Source organism: Streptomyces sp. NPDC004561, from assembly GCF_053602155.1.
In genome coordinates this window covers 1-17,879 of sequence record NZ_JBSGDB010000158.1, presented here as the reverse complement: position 1 = coordinate 17,879, position 17,879 = coordinate 1, and the positions used below count along the sequence as shown (strand labels likewise).

Annotated in this window: 13 protein-coding genes and 1 pseudogene; 4 read left to right on the top strand and 10 right to left on the bottom strand. The window is 72.6% G+C overall.

The annotated features are described in order from the left end of the window. Window positions 1-275 precede the first annotated feature (275 nt). Together ACWEN3_RS21415 and ACWEN3_RS21410 are read right to left on the bottom strand one after the other, a co-directional pair. Window positions 276-635 (bottom strand): DUF779 domain-containing protein, encoded by a 360-nt coding sequence (locus tag ACWEN3_RS21415; RefSeq protein ID WP_452973241.1) that lies wholly within the window; start codon window positions 633-635, stop codon window positions 276-278. A 99-nt stretch (window positions 636-734) separates the two neighbouring features. After that, a pseudogene (locus ACWEN3_RS21410) lies at window positions 735-1,079 on the bottom strand (VOC family protein); the annotation flags it as partial. 70 nt (window positions 1,080-1,149) lie between these two features. On the opposite strand from ACWEN3_RS21410, the gene ACWEN3_RS21405 reads away from it, so the two are divergent. Then, window positions 1,150-1,617 carry a hypothetical protein gene (locus ACWEN3_RS21405; RefSeq protein ID WP_452973238.1) on the top strand — a complete coding sequence of 156 codons (468 nt, stop codon included), beginning with the start codon at window positions 1,150-1,152 and terminating at the stop codon, window positions 1,615-1,617. 45 nt (window positions 1,618-1,662) lie between these two features. Here the strand turns inward: ACWEN3_RS21405 and ACWEN3_RS21400 are convergent, their stop codons facing one another. Continuing rightward, a complete protein-coding gene (locus tag ACWEN3_RS21400) occupies window positions 1,663-3,111 on the bottom strand; it encodes a purine-cytosine permease family protein (RefSeq protein ID WP_452973235.1) in 1,449 nt (482 codons plus the stop codon). 91 nt (window positions 3,112-3,202) lie between these two features. Here ACWEN3_RS21400 and ACWEN3_RS21395 point away from each other — a divergent pair, with 91 nt between their 5' ends. Together ACWEN3_RS21395 and ACWEN3_RS21390 are read left to right on the top strand one after the other, a co-directional pair. After that, the gene (locus tag ACWEN3_RS21395) at window positions 3,203-3,844 is read left to right on the top strand and encodes a TetR/AcrR family transcriptional regulator (RefSeq protein WP_452973233.1); all 642 of its coding nucleotides are present in this window, start codon (window positions 3,203-3,205) and stop codon (window positions 3,842-3,844) included. A 77-nt stretch (window positions 3,845-3,921) separates the two neighbouring features. Continuing rightward, window positions 3,922-5,541 carry an amidohydrolase gene (locus tag ACWEN3_RS21390; RefSeq protein ID WP_452973230.1) on the top strand — a complete coding sequence of 540 codons (1,620 nt, stop codon included), beginning with the start codon at window positions 3,922-3,924 and terminating at the stop codon, window positions 5,539-5,541. A 21-nt stretch (window positions 5,542-5,562) separates the two neighbouring features. Here ACWEN3_RS21390 and ACWEN3_RS21385 read toward each other — a convergent pair whose 3' ends face one another. The 7 genes from ACWEN3_RS21385 to ACWEN3_RS21355 all read right to left on the bottom strand — a co-directional run bounded on the left by ACWEN3_RS21385 (window position 5,563) and on the right by ACWEN3_RS21355 (window position 16,245). Then, the gene (locus ACWEN3_RS21385) at window positions 5,563-6,201 is read right to left on the bottom strand and encodes a DedA family protein (RefSeq protein WP_452973227.1); all 639 of its coding nucleotides are present in this window, start codon (window positions 6,199-6,201) and stop codon (window positions 5,563-5,565) included. Window positions 6,202-6,298: 97 nt separating this feature from the next. Then, on the bottom strand, window positions 6,299-7,336 hold the full coding sequence (gene sbnA, locus ACWEN3_RS21380; RefSeq protein ID WP_452973224.1) for a 2,3-diaminopropionate biosynthesis protein SbnA: 1,038 nt from the start codon (window positions 7,334-7,336) through the stop codon (window positions 6,299-6,301). 36 nt (window positions 7,337-7,372) lie between these two features. Continuing rightward, window positions 7,373-8,443, bottom strand: coding sequence for a 2,3-diaminopropionate biosynthesis protein SbnB (gene sbnB, locus ACWEN3_RS21375; RefSeq protein ID WP_452973221.1), 1,071 nt, complete (start codon window positions 8,441-8,443; stop codon window positions 7,373-7,375). Next, window positions 8,440-9,444 (bottom strand): TauD/TfdA family dioxygenase, encoded by a 1,005-nt coding sequence (locus ACWEN3_RS21370; protein ID WP_452973218.1) that lies wholly within the window; start codon window positions 9,442-9,444, stop codon window positions 8,440-8,442. Before ACWEN3_RS21370 ends, sbnB begins: the two co-directional genes overlap by 4 nt. A 43-nt stretch (window positions 9,445-9,487) precedes the next feature. Further along, window positions 9,488-12,745 (bottom strand): non-ribosomal peptide synthetase, encoded by a 3,258-nt coding sequence (locus tag ACWEN3_RS21365; RefSeq protein ID WP_452973215.1) that lies wholly within the window; start codon window positions 12,743-12,745, stop codon window positions 9,488-9,490. 13 nt (window positions 12,746-12,758) lie between these two features. Then, the gene (locus ACWEN3_RS21360) at window positions 12,759-15,344 is read right to left on the bottom strand and encodes a Pls/PosA family non-ribosomal peptide synthetase (protein ID WP_452973212.1); all 2,586 of its coding nucleotides are present in this window, start codon (window positions 15,342-15,344) and stop codon (window positions 12,759-12,761) included. Window positions 15,345-15,750: 406 nt separating this feature from the next. Next, on the bottom strand, window positions 15,751-16,245 hold the full coding sequence (locus ACWEN3_RS21355; protein WP_452973209.1) for a hypothetical protein: 495 nt from the start codon (window positions 16,243-16,245) through the stop codon (window positions 15,751-15,753). A gap of 259 nt (window positions 16,246-16,504) precedes the next feature. Here ACWEN3_RS21355 and ACWEN3_RS21350 point away from each other — a divergent pair. Continuing rightward, a partial coding sequence (locus ACWEN3_RS21350) for a chloride channel protein (protein WP_452973206.1) occupies window positions 16,505-17,879 on the top strand: 1,375 nt, incomplete at its 3' end.

The following is a 17,879-nucleotide window of genomic DNA, read 5'->3' as shown; positions in this document are numbered from 1 at the left end:
AGCAGATGGGCGCGTGCCGTGCCCGCCGCGGCGTCCACGTCGAACTCCCGGTAGGTGACGCCCGGCGCGATCCTCCTGCCCACCGGTGCGGCACCGGCCGGCGCCGCGCCCGCCAGGGCCGCACCGGCCAGCACACCGAGCGCCGTGGCCACCGTGAGAACCACTCTGCCCGACGCAGCACGCCTGCTTCGTCTCTTCACCGTGCCCCCTGATGTCTCGTCAACCGACCTTGCTTTGAAGGGCAGTGCACCAGACGGGGACGGCCGGCGGGCGGACTAGGCGTCGACTACGCGAGAACGGGTGAGAAAACGCACCCCCTCGGGTGCTTCCAGGGAGAAACCGCTGCCACGGCCCGGTACGACGTCCACGATCAGCCGGGTGTGGCTCCATGCCTCGTACTGGCTCCTGGACATCCAGAAGGTGACGGGTTCCTCGACACCCTCCACCGCCAGTTCCGCCAGCAGCACGTCGGAGCCGCCGGTGCGGAACTCGCCGTCCGGGTAGCACATGGGCGCGCTGCCGTCGCAGCAGCCGCCCGACTGGTGGAACATCAGCGGACCGTGTTCCGCGTGCAGTCGGCGCACCAACTCCGCTGCCTGCGGGGTGAGTTCGACGCGGGGGACTTCCTCTTCCATGTCACCGTCCTGGAGAGCCGGGGGCGTCGGGTCCCACCCAGTCTCACGGTTGCCCAGGAGCCCGTCCACACCGCGTCGTTCACTCGTCGGCAGGGGTCGGCGGTGGCCGAGCACGTTGACCACACGGCCGTTCGGGTCCCGGACGAAGGACCGGCGGACCCCCCAGTCCTCGTCGGTCAGCGGGTGCACGATCTCCGCGCCGCGCTCCCGCATCGCCGCGTACGCCGCGTCGACGTCCTCGACCTCGATGCTCAGGTCCGGGGCGACGGGCGCGGTGCGGTCCTCGCTCATGAGGCTGAGCTGCACGGCCGGGTTCCCGGGGGAGGCGAGGGTCATGATCCAGCCGTGGTTCATGACCTCCTCCAGCCCCAGAACGCCGTAGAACTCCGCGCTCCGGGGCAGCTCGGTCGACTGGAGGTTGGGCACGACTCGGCGTACCTGCATCGCGGCTCTCCTGCTCGGTCGGTTGCGGGGGGACGGGCGGTCACGCTAGCCCGGCTGAGAGGATGCGAGGATGATTCCTTTCCCATTCGCCCGGCCCGAGCGGCGTTTCGTGGCGCCCGGGGAACATCCGCTCTGGGACGAGGCGCTGGCCGTCGTCAACCGCGACCTGGCGGCGACCCTGCCCGGGCAGCGGCCCCTGTGCCTCATCGCGTGGCCGGCATGGGAGGAGGGAGAGCCCGAGCCGGTCCATGTGGCGCTGGCCGACGGCGACTCGCACGGCAACTGCCTGGAGCCGACGGCGTCCACGGACGAGGCGCTTCTGGCCGTCGCCGACGCCGCCCAGGAAACGGTCTCCGAGTGCCTGTGGCAGGCGTGGCCGCTGTGCACCGTCCACGGGCTCGGCATGCATGTGCGCGAGGAGGCCGGACGGCCGTCCTGGTGGTGCGCCGGAGGCCGGGACCCGAAGGACCCGCCGCACGTCCGCGCGGCGATCGGAGAGCTGGACACCGTCCGCCGCCCGCGCCGCCCGAACCGCTGACCGCGCGAGGCCGCGCCCCACGCCGGCCTCGCGGCGCGGGAGCCCTCACACCGCGGTTCGGCGGCCGCGCGTCAGCAGTGCGTACGCCGCCGACGCCACCACCAGGCCCACCGGCAGGGACAGGTCCACTCCGCCCAGGGCGGCGGCCACGGGGCCGGTGTAGACGGTGTCGACGCACAGGGCGGACGCGGCCACGCCCGCCGTCAGGGCCAGCGCCCCGGGCCAGTTGACGCCGGCGGTGTACCAGAAGGGCCCGGTGGGGGACTCGTCGGCGAGGGCGGGGCCGTCGTAGCGGTTGCGGCGCAGCACGATGTCGGTGGCGTAGACGGCCGTGCTCGGGCCGAGCAGCACCACGGTCAGCTGGAGCACATTGCCGACGGTGTCGAGGAAGTCGGAGACGAGCAGCGCGTACAGGGTGAGCGAGACCGACACCGTGCCGTCGACGAGGACGCTGAGCGAGCGGCGGATGCGGATGCCGACGGCCTGGAGGGCGAGGCCGGCGCTGTAGGCGGTCAGCGCGTTGAGGGCGACGGTGCCGAGCACCAGGGCGAGCAGGAACACCGGCCGGAACCAGGCGGGCAGCAGCCGCTGCAGGGAGGACTCCGGGTCGTTCATGTCGACGGCGGTCGCGGCGCACGCACCGAGTCCGCAGACCACGACGCCCGGCAGGAAGCCGCCGAGCGCCGTCCAGCCGGCCACCGCCCTCGCAGGCGTGGTGCGCGGCAGATAGCGGGAGAAGTCGGCGCTGGTGGTGTAGGAGAGCGGGCCCGAGGCGATCAGGCCGATGCCGGCCAGCACGGTCGCCCACAGGGCACTGCCGGTCAGCGGCCGGTCCGGGACGTGGCCCATGTCCGTGTGCCGCAGCACCACGAATCCCACCACGGCGAACACGGCCGTCAGCGCGAGGGTGATCGGCACGTAGAGCCGGACGATCGCGGAGTGGCCGTAGACGCTGATGGCGAGGGTCACCGCGGCGATGAGCACCACGACGACCGCCTTGACCGCGGAGTTCACCGGCAGACCGGTTTGCCCCACGAGCGAGAACGCGGCGGTGGCCGCGGCGGCCAGGTTGAGCGCGAAGTAGCAGACGGAGATCATCCAGCCGGTCACCGCGTTGTTGACCCGGTTGCCGCGCACTCCGTACATCGTCCGCGTGATGACCTCGCTGGGCGCGCCCGCCGCCGGTCCCGGGATCGCGAGCAGCCCGGTGAGCAGCCAGAACAGATTGCCGACGACGATCACCGCGAGGGCCTGCCACAGGGTCAGGCCCATCAGCACCAGCGCTCCGCCCACCACCAGGCTGAGGTAGTTGACGTTGGCGGCGGCCCACACGGAGAACAGCTCGCGGGGGCGGCCCCGGCGTTCGGAGTCCGGGATGTGGTCGATGCCGTGCGACTCGATGCCGCCGGACCCCTGGGCACCGCGGGACGCGGCGGCGTTCCCGTCGGCCGCGGGCGGCGCGTCGGGACACGGGTCGGGGAGCGTGGACGCCATGGGGCCCTCCGGAAGCGGTGGGATCGGCCTGGTCGCTTATTGAGCACATGACCAGTTGCTTATTGGTCGCACACTCAATAGCATTGCCGTCATGTCGTCAAGCGTTCAGCGCAAGCGGATCCGCAAGGACCCGGCAGCCCGGCGGGCGGAGATCGTCGACGCGGCCGCCGCCATCGCCCTGGCCGAGGGCCTCGAATGCGTCACCCTGCGCCGGATCGGCGACGAACTCGCGGTACGCCCGGGGCTGATCAGCCACTACTTCCCCTCGGCCGAGGACCTCGTCGCCGAGGCCTTCGGCAGTGCGGCCACCGCCGAACTCGACAACCTGCTCCCGGCCGGGCTCCCCGAGGGCGCCCCCACCCGGCGACTGGCCGACTTCCTCGCCCGCACCTCGGGGGAGGCCTACGACGCCATCAGCCGGCTGTGGATCAACGCCCGCCACCTCAGCCGCTACCGGCCCGTACTGCGCGACCGCGTCGCGCAGCAGGAGGCCGCCTGGCGCGGCCGCCTCGAAGACCTGGTCCGGGACGGCGTGGCCACCGGCGAGTTCCGCACGGACGACCCCCTCGCGGTGACCGTCCAGATCCTCGTCGTCCTCGACGGCCTCGGCGCCCACGCCAACACCGTCACGCCCGAGCGGCCCGCCGCCGTGGCCCGCATGGCCCACACCACCGCCGAGCGGGAACTCGGCCTGCCGGCGGGCGCCCTCGACGACGCCCGGACGGCCGGCTGACCTCCCGCCGGCCACCCCGGCTGCGCTGTCAGCGCGGCCGGCAGACATCTGCCCGTATCCTCCGCGAAGGAGCCCCCGTGCCCGCCGACCTCGTCCTGCTCTCCGCCCGGCTGCTCGACCCCGGCGCCGGCAGCCTCCTGCCGCACACCGCGCTCGCCGCGGAGAACGGGCGGATCGTCTTCCTGGGGGACGACCGGGAGGCCCGCGCCCTCGCCGGACCCGGCAGCACGGTGGTGGACCTGCGCGGCGCCGTCGTCACCCCGGGTCTCACCGACGGGCATCTGCACCCGGTCTCCGGCGCCGAGCGCACCATGGGCGTCGACCTGTCCGCCTGCCGCGACCTGGCGGCCGTGCGCACCGCGCTCGCCGAGGCGGTGCGCGATCTGCGGCCGGGCGCCTGGCTGCGGGGCTGGGGCCTGGACCCCAACGCCTTCGGCACGGCGCCGGTCGGCAACTCCGCCCTCGGCCCGGTCCTCGACGGCGTCCACGCCCTCGTCGACCTCTTCGACGCGCACTCACTGCTGGCCAGCGAACGGGCGCTGGAGCTGGCGGGCGTCGACGGGCCCCGCGCCTTCGACCAGGGCTCCGAGATCGTCTGCGACGACACGGGCCGGCCCACCGGTCTGCTCCTGGAGGACGCCGCCTGCGAACTCGTCGAGGCCGTCGCGCCCCGGCCCACCGAGGCCGAGGTGCGGGCCCGGACCGCGGAGGGGCTGCGCGCCATGGCCGCCTCCGGCCTCACCGGCGGGCACGCCATGGACGCGGGCGGGGACAGCCTCGCCGTCTACACCGCCCTGGAGGCCGAGGACGCCCTGCCCCTGCGGCTGCGGATCGCCCCCTGGTGCCGCCCCGCGGCGGACGACGACGCCGTCGCCGGTCTCGTCCGGCTGCAGGGCACCGGCGGCGCCCTGTGGCGGGTGGCGGGCGTGAAGCTGTTCATGGACGGCACCATCGACAACGGCACCGCCTGGCTGGAGACCCCCGACTGCCACGGCGAGTCGGCGCACGCCCACTGGCCCGATCCGCACCGCTACAGCCAGGTGATCGCGGCCCTCCACCGCGCCGGCGTCCCCACCGCCACCCACGCGATCGGCGACGCCGCGGTACGCCACGTCCTCGACTCCGTCGAGAAGGCACAGGCCGGGGCCCCGGGCGCCGTACGCCACCGTGTCGAACACATCGAGACCGTCCCGGACGACACCGTACGGCGGTTCGCCCGGCTCGGCGTGGCCGCGTCCATGCAGCCCACCCACTGCTGCGAGTTCACCCGGGCGGACCACACCGACAACTGGTCGCGGCGGCTCGGCGAGCAGCGGGCGGCGCGCGCGTTCCGCTGCCGTGATCTGTGGGAGGCCGGGGCGCGGGTGGTCCTCGGCTCCGACTGGCCCATCGCGCCGTACCCGCCGCTCCAGGTCATGGCCGGCGCCCGGCACCGCCGCCCCGCCGACCTGTCCCTGCCGCCGCACGGCCCCGACCAGGCCCTCACCGCCTCGCAGGCGCTCCGGGCGATGACCGTGAACGCCGCCTGGGCGGCGGGGGAGGAGCGGCACGCCGGGCGCCTCGCCGTCGGCCACCGCGCCGACCTCACGGTGCTGGCCGAGGACCCGCTGGAGGTGTCCGACACGGACCTGGCCGGGCTGCCGGTGCTGCTCACGGTGGTGGCGGGGCGGCCCACCCATCGGGCGGCCGGCCTGTAGGGCGCCCGCGGCGGCGCGGGTTCACTCCTCGGACTCGCGCCGCTCGCGGCGGGCCCGTCGGGCCTCGACCAGCAGCGGCAGCATCGACAGCACGACGACCACGGCGACCAGGGGCAGCAGGTAGTCGTCGACCTGGGGGACCGACGCACCGAGGGTGTACCCGGCCAGGACCAGGGCCTGCGACCACAGCACCCCGCCCACGCACTGCCAGACCGTGAAGGGCCGCGTGGGCACGTCGAGCGCCCCCGCCACCGGGTGCAGGACCGACCGCAGCAGCGGCACGAACCGGCCGATCACCAGCGCCTTGCCGTAGCCGTACCGGCACAGCAGCCCCTCGGCCCGCCCCGCCGCCTCCTTCAGCCGCCGGCTGGACGAGCGCGCCAGCAGCGCCCGCCCGCCGTGCCGCCCGATCAGATAGCCCACCTGGCCACCGGCCACCGCCCCGACGGCGGCGCACACCAGCACCTGCCAGAGCGCCAGCCGCGACGGCTGGTCGGCGCTCCCGGCGCACAGCACACCGGCCGGGAACAGCAGCGTGTCACCGGGCAGGAAGAAGCCGACGACCAGCAGCCCCGACTCCGCGAAGATCACCGCCAGCACTCCGAGCGCGCCGAAGGCGGCCAGCACCGAGGCGCTGTCGAGCGGGTTGACGGCGATCACGGGGCGAGCCTCCTGGCCTTGCCGCAGGACTACTCGCTCACCAGCATCGCCTGCCCGCCGCCGGACCGCCTCCCCCCCGCCCGCTCTTCGCGCGCTCCTACGGCTCGTGCCGGCGGCCCGGTGCCCGTGGCGCGGACTCGACCTCCTCGGACACCGAGTCCACCTCCTTGACCACCTCTTCCGAATCGAGGACGTGATCGCCGTACAGGTCCTGGAGCCAGTTGACCTGGTAGACGGTGTCCAGATAGCGCTCGCCGAGGTCCGGCGCGATGGCCACCGCGGTGAGGCCGCGGGGGTCGTGCCGCGCCAGCCAGTCCGCCGCACCGCTGACCACGGTTCCGGTGGAGCCGCCGAACAGGAAGCCGCGCCTGGCCAGGCGGTGGCACATCCGGATGGTGTCCGCCTCCTCCACCCGGATCACCTCGTCCACGTAGGACTCGTCGAGCAGCGGCGGGCGCATGCTCATGCCCAGGCCCGGGATCATCCGGCGGCCCGGCTCGCCGCCGAAGGCCACCGAGCCCACGCTGTCCACGGCGACGATCCGCACCGGGCGGGGCCCCTCACGGAAGTAGCGGGCGCAGCCCATCAGCGTGCCGGTGGTGCCCGCGCCGATGAAGAGGACGTCCAGTCGCGGGAACTGGGCGGCGATCTCCGGGGCCGTCGTGCGGTAGTGCGCCCGCCAGTTGCCCGCGTTGGTGTACTGGCTGAGCCAGACGTACCGGTCGTCGGACGCACACAGCTGGCGGACGTACTCGATCCGTGTGCCGAGGAAACCGCCGTTGGAGTCCTGGTCGGCGATGACGTGCACCTCGCTGCCCAGGGCCTCCATCAGCAGCCTGGTCGACAGGTTGCAACGGGAGTCCGTCACACACAGAAACCGGTAACCCTTGCTCGCGGCGATCATGCTGAGCGCGACGCCGAGGTTCCCCGACGAGGACTCGACGAGGACGGAGTCCCGCGTCAGGATTCCGTCGATCTCGGCGCTCTCCACCATCTCGTTCGCGGCCTTCAGCTTGATGGAGCCGGCGAAGTTGAAGCCCTCGCACTTCAGGAAGAGGGGTTGTCCGCAGATCGACTCGAGGTCCACGAAGAGATGGCCCTCGTTGAAGGCGTAAGGAGCGGAAATGACAGGCACGGCGGGCCTCCTGGTGCCAGGCCGAGGACAACGGCCTCAGCCGTACCGGCGCAGGTCGTGGAAGAAGTCGTCGATGAGGCGGAGGTTCCCCGCCCGGGATACTTCGTCGTAGACGTACTTGCCGACGGCGAGGTCGAGGACACCGAGTCCGAAGGGCGAGAAGATCACCGGCCGGTCGGTCGGCGGCGCGGCCCGTCCCAGCATCACGTCGTTCAGCGTGCCGTTCAGGAAGTCGCGGTTGCCGGTGCGCTGTTCGACGAGGTGGGGGGACGTGTCGGCCTTCAGGCAGTGCTCGACGTCGTCGACGAAGTTGGCCGAGCCGAGCAGGATCTCGGGGGCGAGGTCCCGCAGGGACACGTGCAGGACCAGGGGGTTGTGGCCGAACCACGCCGGGTCGGTGACGTGCGGCTTGCCCGCGACGGTGGCGAACACCACCAGGTCGCTGGAGCGGACGAGGTCCTCGGCGCTGTCGTGGACGGTGACCCGGCCGGTGGCGCCGGCCTGGCGCAGATAGCCGCTGAAGCCCTCGGCGCTGTCGGCGGACAGGTCGTGCACGCCGATCTCGTCGAACGTCCAGCCGGTGCCGGCCAGGAAGGTGTGGATGTACCGGGCGATCAGCCCGGTGCCGAAGAACCCGACCCGGGCGGGGCGGGTCCGGCCGCGGCTGAGCCAGTCGGCCGCCAGCGCGGCGGAGGCCGCGGTCCTGGTGGCGCTGATGATGGAGCTCTCCAGGCAGGCGAACGGGTAGCCCGTCGTGGGGTCGTTGAGGATGAGGACCGCGGAGGCCCTCGGCAGCCCGGCGTCCACGTTCTCCGGGAAGCTGGAGATCCACTTCACGCCGTCCACATGGACCGACCCGCCGACGGAGGCCGGCAGCGCGATGATCCGCGCCGAGGGACGTTCGGGGAAGCGCAGGAAGTACGACGGCGGATTGACCGAGTCCCCGGCACCGTGCAGCCGGTAGGTGGCCTCGACCAGCTCCACCAGGTCCTTCTCGTGCCCGCTCAGGGCCCGCTGCACCTGCTCGCCGGAGATCACGGCGAACGTCGGCACCGAGCCGCGGCCGGGCGCGGCCGCCCGGTCGGGCGTCGACAGCAGATCGGTCATCGCTCGCTCGCCTCCGGGGTCGGGCAGCCGTCGGCCAGGCGGCTGGGCTCGGCCATGCCGACCAGCACCTGCCGCTCGCCGGTGAACGCCTCTCTGCTGTGCGCGGTGCGGATGTTGTCCACCAGCAGCACGTCGCCGGCCTGCCAGGGCTCGCGCCGGGTGTGCTCCTCGTACGTCGAGTTGATCAGCTGGACGACGTCCTCGGCGATCGGACTGCCGTCGCCGTGACGGGTGTTGAACGGCAGCCCGTCCTCGCCGTACTCGTCCACCAGGTACTCGCGCACCTCCGGGGCCAGCGTCCACTCGTTGAGGAAGGCGATCTGGTTGAACCAGCAGCGCCCGCCCGTGACCGGGTGCCGTACGACGGCGCTGCGGCGCTGCTCGGTGTGCAGCGAGCCGTCCGGCCGCCAGGTGAAGTCGATGGCGTTCGCCCGGCAGTAGCGCTCGATCTCGGCGCGGTCGCCGGTGCCGAACGACTCCTCCAGGGACGCCCCGATCTCGTCGTTGTAGGTCCGGGTCAGCAGCCAGCCCTCACGCTCGAACCGTTCGGTCAGACCGGCGGGCAGCGCCCGCAGCACCTGTTCGGCGTCGGCCACCGCCGTCGCCCCGCCCTCCCCGGGAGCGGTCAGACAGGCGAACAGCATCAGACCGGGCGCCTCCAGCGTGTAACTCAGCTCGTGGTGCATGCACATCGGCTGGTTCGCCGGCCAGGTGGTGGAGGAGTACACCCCCCGTCCGTGCGCCTCACGGGGGGCGAACGGCTCCCGCTCCGCCATGAGTTCACCGGCGAGACCCGCGAAGACGGCACCGGTCTGGTCCGCGTCCCGCAGCCCGAGACCGCGCACCATCAGCGCCCCGTGCTCCACGACCTGCGCGCGCAGCGCCTCGCGGAACTCGGCTGCCCAGCCCGGCGCGTCGCCCGGGGGACCGACGCGCAGCAGCGCGGGTCTGTCGGGCCGCAGCTCCACCTCGAGCGGTGCTGCAAGGGATGAGAACGGCATCTCGGTATCCTTTCGGTTGCCCGTCTGGAGGTTCTGCGGGGGCTCAGGACGTGGCCAGTGGTGCGGCGGCACGCAGGACGGCCTGCGCCGCCTCCGCCGGCCGGGTGCGCGGGAAGTAGTGGCCCCCGTCGGCGAGTTCGTGGAGGTCCACGTGCTCGGCCAGGAGCAGCCAGTCCCGGTGGTGCCGGTCGTGGCCGGCCGTGTGCGGGTCGTCGGCCGCGACGACGACCGTGACCGGCGCGGACAGCCTCACCCGCGGCGGGGTTTCCAGAGCCGTGCAGAAGTAGCGGTGCGCGGACACGCAGTCGTGCCGGTACGCGGCCCCGATGTGCTCGGCGTGCGGGGCGTTCAGTTCCGCGAGTTCCGTGTAGCCGCTGTCCGAGGTGAGCCGCGCCGCGATCTCGGCGTCGCCGCGGCCCGTCAGCTCGGTGACGGCCGCGCGCCGCTCGTCGGCGGTGCCGAGCAGTTGCGCACCGAGGAACACCCGGGTCACCCGCACGCCCCGCTTCTGGAGCAGCCGGGCCGTCTCGACGGCCGGCGCTGCGCCCGAGGAGTGGCCCCACAGCATGACCCGGGTCAGCCCGCGCGCGGTGATCTCGGCGGCGACCTGCTCGGCCACCTGGGCGATCGACGCGAACGGCTCGTGCTGCGCGGCCAGGTCGTGACCGGGCAGGTCGACGGCGAGGACCGCCAGGCCGCTGCCCGCCAACGCGCCCGCCATCGGCCGGTAGTTGACCGCGTTGCCGCCCGCGTACGGGAAGCACACCAGCGCCTGCTCCGGTGCGCCGCCCGCTTCCGACAGCGGCTGCAGCAGCTCGCCGTGCTGCCGGGTCGCGCCGTCGAGGAGACCGGCCAGGTCGGCGAGCACCGGGTGCCGGGTGATGTCCTTCAGGGACACCGCGCGCTCCAGCGCGATGGTGAGCTTGACCGCCGTCAGGGAGGTGCCCCCGGAGTCGAAGAAGTGGTCCGTACGGCGGATCCGGTGCTCGGGGACGCCCAGCAGCTCGGCCCAGACCGAGGCCAGCCTGCGTTCGGCCGGGCTGAGCGGGGCGTCCTCCGCGACCACGTCCTCCTCGGCGGCCGGCGCCGCCTGTTCGGCCAGCCGCGTCAGGGCCTTCCGGTCGATCTTGCCGTTGGCGGTCAGCGGGAGCGCGTCCTGCCAGTGGAAGGCGGAGGGGACCATGTAGGCGGGCAGCACCGCGCCGAGCGCCTCGCGCAGCGCCTCCGGCCGCAGGCGGTCGCCGGTGTGGAAGGCGATCAAATGCTTGCTCCCGCCGGCCCGTTCGGTGACGACCACCGCGCCGTCCCGCAGCCCGTCCACCCTGAGCAGGGAGTTCTCGATCTCGCCGATCTCGATGCGGAAGCCGCGGATCTTGACCTGGTTGTCCCGGCGGCCGAGGAACTCCAGCTTGCCGTCGGGGTGCCAGCGTCCCCAGTCGCCGCCCAGGTAGAGCCGCTCGCCGGGCCGGTACGGGTCCGTACGGTAGGCCTCCCGGGTGCGCTCGGGGTCGTTGACGTAGCCGCGGCCCACACAGACACCGGAGAAGGCGATCAGCCCCGGGGCGCCCAGCGGCACCAGCGACAGACGCTCGTCCACGACGAGGACGCGCACGTTGCCGACCGCGCGCCCCAGCAGGATCCGGTCGGGCACCGCGTCCAGCACCTCGTGGTTGGTGTCGTCCGAAGTCTCCGTCAGCCCATAGGCGTTGAGCAGTTTGATTCCCGGCTGGATCGCGAACCAGCGCTGGGCCAGCTCCCGTTTCAGCGCCTCACCGGTCACCGACACGCACCGCAGGTCCGGCAGCTCGCGGGGGTGCTGCTCCAGGTACGAGACCACGACCTCCAGATAGGAGGGCACCACCTGCGCCACGGCGACCCGGCCCCGCACCAGCGTGTCGAGGAACCGCTCCACGTCCACGATCACGTCCTGCTCGACCAGCAGGGTCCGCCCGCCGACCAGCAGCGCGGACACCAGCTGCCACAGGGAGATGTCGAAGCACTGCGGGGCCGTCTGCGCCACCACCGAGCCCTCGCCGATCCCCAGGTCGTCGATCTTGGCGTGGAGATGGTTGAGCATGCCCGCGTGCTCGCACATCGCGCCCTTGGGCTCGCCGGTGGAGCCGGACGTGAAGTAGATGTAGGCCAGCTGGTCCGTGTCGACCCGGACGCCGGGGTCGTCGTCGGCGTGCGGTTCCGCGTGCGCCGCGTCGACCAGCAGCTTCTCGACGTCCGGCACGGTGGCCAGCGCCTCGTCGAGGGTGCCGGTGCTGCCGGACTCGGTCAGGACCAGCCGGCAGCCCGCCCGGGACAGCGTCGCCGCGATACGGCCGGCCGGGAAGTGCGGCTCGATCGGCAGATAGGCGCCTCCGGCCTTGAACACCGCCAGTGTCGCGGCCAGCCAGTCGAGGTTGCGCTCGGTGACGACGGCGACCACGCCCTCCCGGCCCAGTCCCCGCTCCAGCAGCGCCCGCGCCAGCCGGTTCGCGCGCCGGTTGAGTTCCTCGTACGTCCACTCCCGCGTGCCGTGCACGGCCGCCACCGCGTGCGGGTGCGCCCGCACCCGCTGCTCGAACAGTTCGTGGGCCCGTGCGTCCGGCAGCGGCCGGTGGGGCCCGGCCAGTCCTTCCAGCTGCTCCCGCACCTCGTCGGCGGACAGCAGGATCTGCCCCGCGTGGTCGGCGTCCGCGTCGGCCGCCATCAGCCGGAGCGCCGTCAGGTGGTAGCCGCAGACACGGGCCGCGGCGGCGGCGTCCAGCACGTCCGTGCGGTAGCGCAGCCGCAGCATCAGCCGTCCGCCCCGGTCGGACCAGCGCACATGCAGGACGCCGTCGTCGGCGTGGTCCTCGTCGGCGCCGATGGGCCCGAACACGACCTCGTACGGCGGCTCCGCCACCCCGAGTTCGCGCCGCAGCTTCTCCACCGGGAACTCCCGGTGGGCCAGCACCTCCGCCTCGGCCTGCTCGGCGGCCGACACCAGGTCCCGCCAGGATCCCGGGGGAACGGCCAGCCGGCAGGGGAGCGGCTCGCCGCGCACCCCGGTGGTGTAACCCGTCACCACCTCCGCCTCGCCGGACAGCGCGGCCAGCACCTTGGCGTGCGCGGCCAGCAGCAGCGCGCTGAGCGGCACGTCCCGGCGCCGGACCAGTTCACGCACCGCATCGGCGACGTCCTCCGGCACCGGTGCCTCGTGCTCGGCCGCTCCCGGCACCGGTTCCCGGACCCACCGGGGCACCGTGGTGGCACCGCCTGCGGTCAGCACACGGCTCCAGAAGTCCCGGTCCGCTTCCACGCGCGTTCCCATCGATTGGCCTTCCTCAACTCACGTTCGTAGCGGCGGCGTTGATCTGCGGCGCGGTCCGGCCGGCGGCGACGGACGGACCGTCGGCCGTCGGCATCTCCACCGCGGGGTTGCCGCCCCACTGTGCGTTCGGGGGAACTTCCTCGCCCTTCATGAGGAAGGCATCGGGGGCCAGCACGGAGCCGTCGCCCATGGTCACGCCGTAGTGGACATGGGCGGCGATGCCCAGCGTGCAGCCGGCGCCGAGCGTGGTGCCGTCGGACTTGAAGGTGCCGTCCTCCTGCGAGTGGCACTGGATCTTGCTGCCGGCGTTGAGGGTGCAGTCGTCGCCGATGGTGGTGAGCGTCCGCTCCGTCAGATAGCAGCCGTCGTCGAAGACCCTGCTGCCGATGCGCACGCCCAGCAGCCGCCAGACCAGGCTCTTGTAGGGGGTTCCGTTGAAGATGTTGAGGTAGTGGTCCGGCACCTTCCACAGCCGCTCGTGCCACCAGAAGTACGGTTCGTAGATGGAGCACAACCGCGGACGCAGGGCGCGGAACGAGCCGAGGCAGCGCTCCACCAGGACGAAGTACAGGGTGGAGAACCCGAGCGTGAGCGCCAGGTATCCGGCGATCACCAGGTGCCCGGCCACGCCGTAGAGGTCCACGGAGGCGAGGCCGAACAGGGTGAGCGCGAAGGTGTGCAGCCACCGTACGAGCAGCATGGCGACCATCGAGCGAAAGTTGTAGCGGTTCTTCGCGGCGAGCTGACGGCGGAACGCGTCGCCGGACCTGAAGTGGTCGAACCGCGCGTCGCGCTCCACGGTGCGGGGAATCTCGAAGCAGGGCGAGCCGAGCAGGCCCACGCCCTCACGGATCTCGCCGTCGAGGGGGATCATCACCTTCGTCGCGAGCAGGCAGTCGTCGCCCGTCCTGCCGCCCACCGGGTAGGCGATGTTGTTGCCCAGGAAGTTGTGCGGTCCGATCGACACCCGGGACAGCCGGAAGGAGGTGCTGGAGAAGTCGGCGTTCACGATGGAGAGTCCGTCGGCCACCATCGTGCCGCTGCCGACGGAGACCAGCAGCGGTGTCTCGTGCTGCACTTCGGTGCCGAAGTTCGAACCGGTCTGCTCCACCCGCGACAGGTCGTATCCGAGCCCGCGGAGGTAGTACACGATGTAGGAGCTGTCGCCGAAGAGCCAGGCGAAGAACTTGATGTTCGTCAGGCGAGCCGTCGTCCGCTGCAGCGCGTAGTGGAAGCCGTAGAGCGGATAGACCTTGTCGGGCTTGACGAACAGACCGAGTAGCCGCGGAACGGTGTACAGGACCACCAGGCCCAGGACGACGAAGCCGAAGAACAGCACGAGGGACAGCACCAGCGCGTCGGTGAGCAGTTGCGGCCGCGTCAACGCGGCCGTCTTCGGGTCGAGTCGATTGCCGATCGCCGGTACCTCGGTGAACAGCATGTAGATGCCGCCGACGGCCAGCGGAATGTAGAGCAGGAACAGCTGCAGCAGCGTGCCGAGGCCGAACCAGGCCCGGCGCGCGGTGCCGCACCCGGCCGGCGCGACCCGCACGTAGTCGACCTCCGTGGGCTCCGCGGGAGAGCCGTGCCAGTGCTGGCCGTCCGGGACCGTCTGGCCGCGGTGCAGCGCCGAGGAGTGACCGAGCTGCGCGCCGTCGCCCATCGTGGTGTCGATGTCCACGACGGTCTTCTCGCCGATGTACACGTCCCGGCCGAGGGTGATCCGGCCGGTCTGGATGCGTCCGGCGTGGGCCCGGTAGCCGAGGAGGAACGAGTCCTTGCGGATCACCGTGCCGGAGCCGATGGTCAGCAGGTCGGTGCAGACCGGGACGGAGTGGGAGAGGATCGTTACTCCCTTGCCGATGCGCGCGCCGAGGGCCCGCAGGTACAGCACGAACAGCGGAGTTCCGGCGAGGAAGATCATCGGATTCGCGTGGAGCAGCACCTTGACGAGCCAGAAGCGCACATACGTCAGGCCCCAGACGGGAAACTCGGCCGGTTTCCAGCGGCCCACGAGCACCCATTTGGCGACGATCGGGAACGCGCACAGAGCGAGGAACCCGACGCCTCCGAACAGCAGCGACCGCAGATAGATGTGGGCGAGCCCGGAACCGGTGGCGATCCACTCGTAACCCGTCGCGGTGGCGAACCCGGAGACGACGGAATAGCCCAGGAAGACCAGCAACTGGAAGGTTCCGCAGAGGACATGGGCCAGTCGGCCCGTGCGCGTCACCGGTGTGGGCGGCGAACTGGGCGCCGCCGGCGTGGAGACGGGCGCGTCGGCCGGCGCGGGGGCCGCCTCCGTGAGCGCCGCCGCCAGGCTCCGGATCGTGGGATGCCGGTAGATGTCCCGCATGGAGGGGGAGGGCAGGTCCGCCCTCTTCCGCACCCGTGCGCAGAACTGGGCCATGACCAGGGAGTTGGCGCCGAGGTCGGTGAAGAAGTGACTGTCGACCGGGACGTCCTCGGCGCATACGACCTCGGCCAGCGCGACCGCGAGTTGCCTCTCGGTCTCCGCCGCGGCCGGGCCGGCGCCGTTCAAGGAGACGGCACGTGCGTCCGGCCCGTTTATATCGATCTCGGAGGACTGCTCCACCATTCGATCTCCTGAAAAACCTTCTGGATCGCCCATGCTCTTTTCCTGATCACGAACCGCGAGTTCAGTTTGGACAGGCCATCGGCAGGTTGCCACTTTGAATCGATCGCACATGCTCACGAGGAATCCCCGAGGGGACCTTCTTCCTTGTCCCGCACGGGTTGTGCGCCTCACGGATCACCCGAATGGCGGTTCACTCATGCGGGCTTGGACGAGTGGAGAACGGCGGTGAATTCGAGGTGGCGACACGGCCCGTGGACCCGGTGGCCCGACCGGGCGGTTCCGGGCATGCCGAACCGGCCGCGGCGGCGGCGGTCGCCGGCGGGCCCGTATGGCGGAGCCCGGTGCCGGCACAGCCCCCGCCACGGCCGGTGGCGGAAGAGGAGGCGAGGAGTACGGCGGGCGTTGGTCAGTAGCGCACGGCCGTGCCGACGGCCGCGTGCACCTGGCCGGTGAGCTTGCGGTTGCTGACGGCGCTGGCCTCGCCGGAGGAGCCGGCGGCCACGCTCTTGAGCGTCACCACGACCACGTCCAGCAGATTGCCGTTCTTGTCCGTGAAATTGACCTGGACGGCGAAGGACTTGGCGGAGCCGGCGGTGTTCTTGGCGGTCACCTCGGCCGTGGCATGGCCGTCGGTGCCGATGGCGGCGGTGCCGAGCGTCACCTCGTTCTTGGCGTTCACCCCGCCCTTGACCTCGTCGAGCTTGCGTTTGGCCTCGGCCGAGGCCGAGGCCAGCGCGTCGGTCCCGCGGGAGGCGAGGGACGAGGCGGCGGAGGCGGCCGCCGAGGCCGCCTTGCTGGCATTGCTGGACGAGTTCCCGGCACCGCCGGAACACCCGGCCGTCGTGATCGCGACCGCGGCGAGCACCGCGGCCGCCGCACCTCGTCTCCGTTGGCCTGCCATATCGCGACTCCCTGACCTCGGAACGATCTGTTCCCTCCAGTGAAGAGCGCCCGGCCGCACCCCGCACACCGGGTGGGGCGCCCGGGCTCAGCCGGCACCCGAACGGCTGTCAGCCGCGCGGTCCGCCCCCCGCCGGGGTCGCACGCCGGATCCGGACGTGCGGGGCCTTCCGGCGAGTGCTGCAATGGCGGGAGGCGCGCCGAGGAGTCGGACGTTCCGCAGGCGCACGATCCCCGGCTGACACGGGAGGTGCGGTGCCGTGACGCGGTCGGACGCATCCGCCGCCCCCGCGGTCGGTACGCAGCCCGAAGAGGCCGACCGGATCCGGGAGCTGCTGCGGAATCCCGCCTACCAGAAGTCGCTCGTGCTCTCGGCCGTCATCGGAGTCCCGGTCTCCCTGGCCGCCTTCTGGTTCCTGGCCGGGCTGCACGAGCTGGAGCACCTGCTGTGGGACGAGTTGCCGGGCGAGCTGGGCCGGAGCCTGCCTCCGTGGTGGTGGCCGCTGCCGCTGCTGGCGTTCGCCGGTCTCGTCGTCGGCCTGGTCGTCCGGCATCTCCCCGGAGCCGGCGGACACGTCCCCGCCTCGGGTCTGCACTCGGCGGGCATGGCGCCGGCGGCCCTGCCAGGAGTGATCCTCGCGGCCGCGGCCAGCCTCCCGCTCGGCGCGACGCTCGGTCCGGAGGCCCCGCTGATCGCGCTCGGCGGCGGCCTCGCCCTGTACTTCAGGAACCTGGCCCGCGCCGCGGCGACACCGCAGAACACGGCGGTGCTCGGTGCGGCCGGCGCCGCCGCGGCCCTCTCGGCGATCTTCGGCAATCCGCTGGTCGGCGCGGTGATCCTCATCGAGGTGGCCGGCGTGGGCGCCCCGCAGCTGTTCGCGGTCATGATCCCGGCGCTGCTGTCCAGCGGCGTCGGGTCGCTCGTCTTCACCGGCTTCGGACGCTGGACCGGCCTGTCGGCGGGCAGCCTCTCGCTGAAGGTGGGCGTCCCCTTCCCCCACCTCGACGCGGGAGACGTGATCTGGTCGGTGCTGATGGCCGTCGGCATCGCCGCCGCCGTCCACCTGATGCTGTCCGCCGGGCGAGGGGCCGCGGTGTTCGTCTCCGGGAGCCCGCTCGTGCGCACGGTGCTCTGCGCCCTGGCCGCCGGGGTGTGCGCCGGGGTGTACACGCTGTGGGCCGGCCGGTCGCCGCAGGACGTGGCCTCGTCCGGCCAGGCCGTACTGGCGCGGCTGGCCGCGGATCCCCACGCCTGGAGCGTGAGCGCGCTGGTCGCCGTCCTGCTGTGCAAGGGAGCGGCGTACGCGCTCTGCCTCGGCAGCCTGCGCGGCGGCCCCGTCTTCCCCTCGCTGTTCCTCGGGGCCGCGGTGGGCGTGCTGCTCGCCCCGCTGCCCGGCCTGGGCGTCGTCCCCGGCATGGCGGCGGGCATGGCGGCCGCCGCGGCGGCCGCGCTGCGGCTCCCGGTCAGCAGTGTGGTGCTGGTCGTCCTGGTCCTCGGCAGCGCCGCGATGATTCCCGTGGTGATCCTGGCGGCCGTGATCGGCTTCGTGACGGCCGAGCTGCTGCCACCCGGGCGCGTGGTGCCGCGGGCACGGGTCTGCGTGGGGGGCGTCGTCGCCTTGGGCTTCGGCTCCG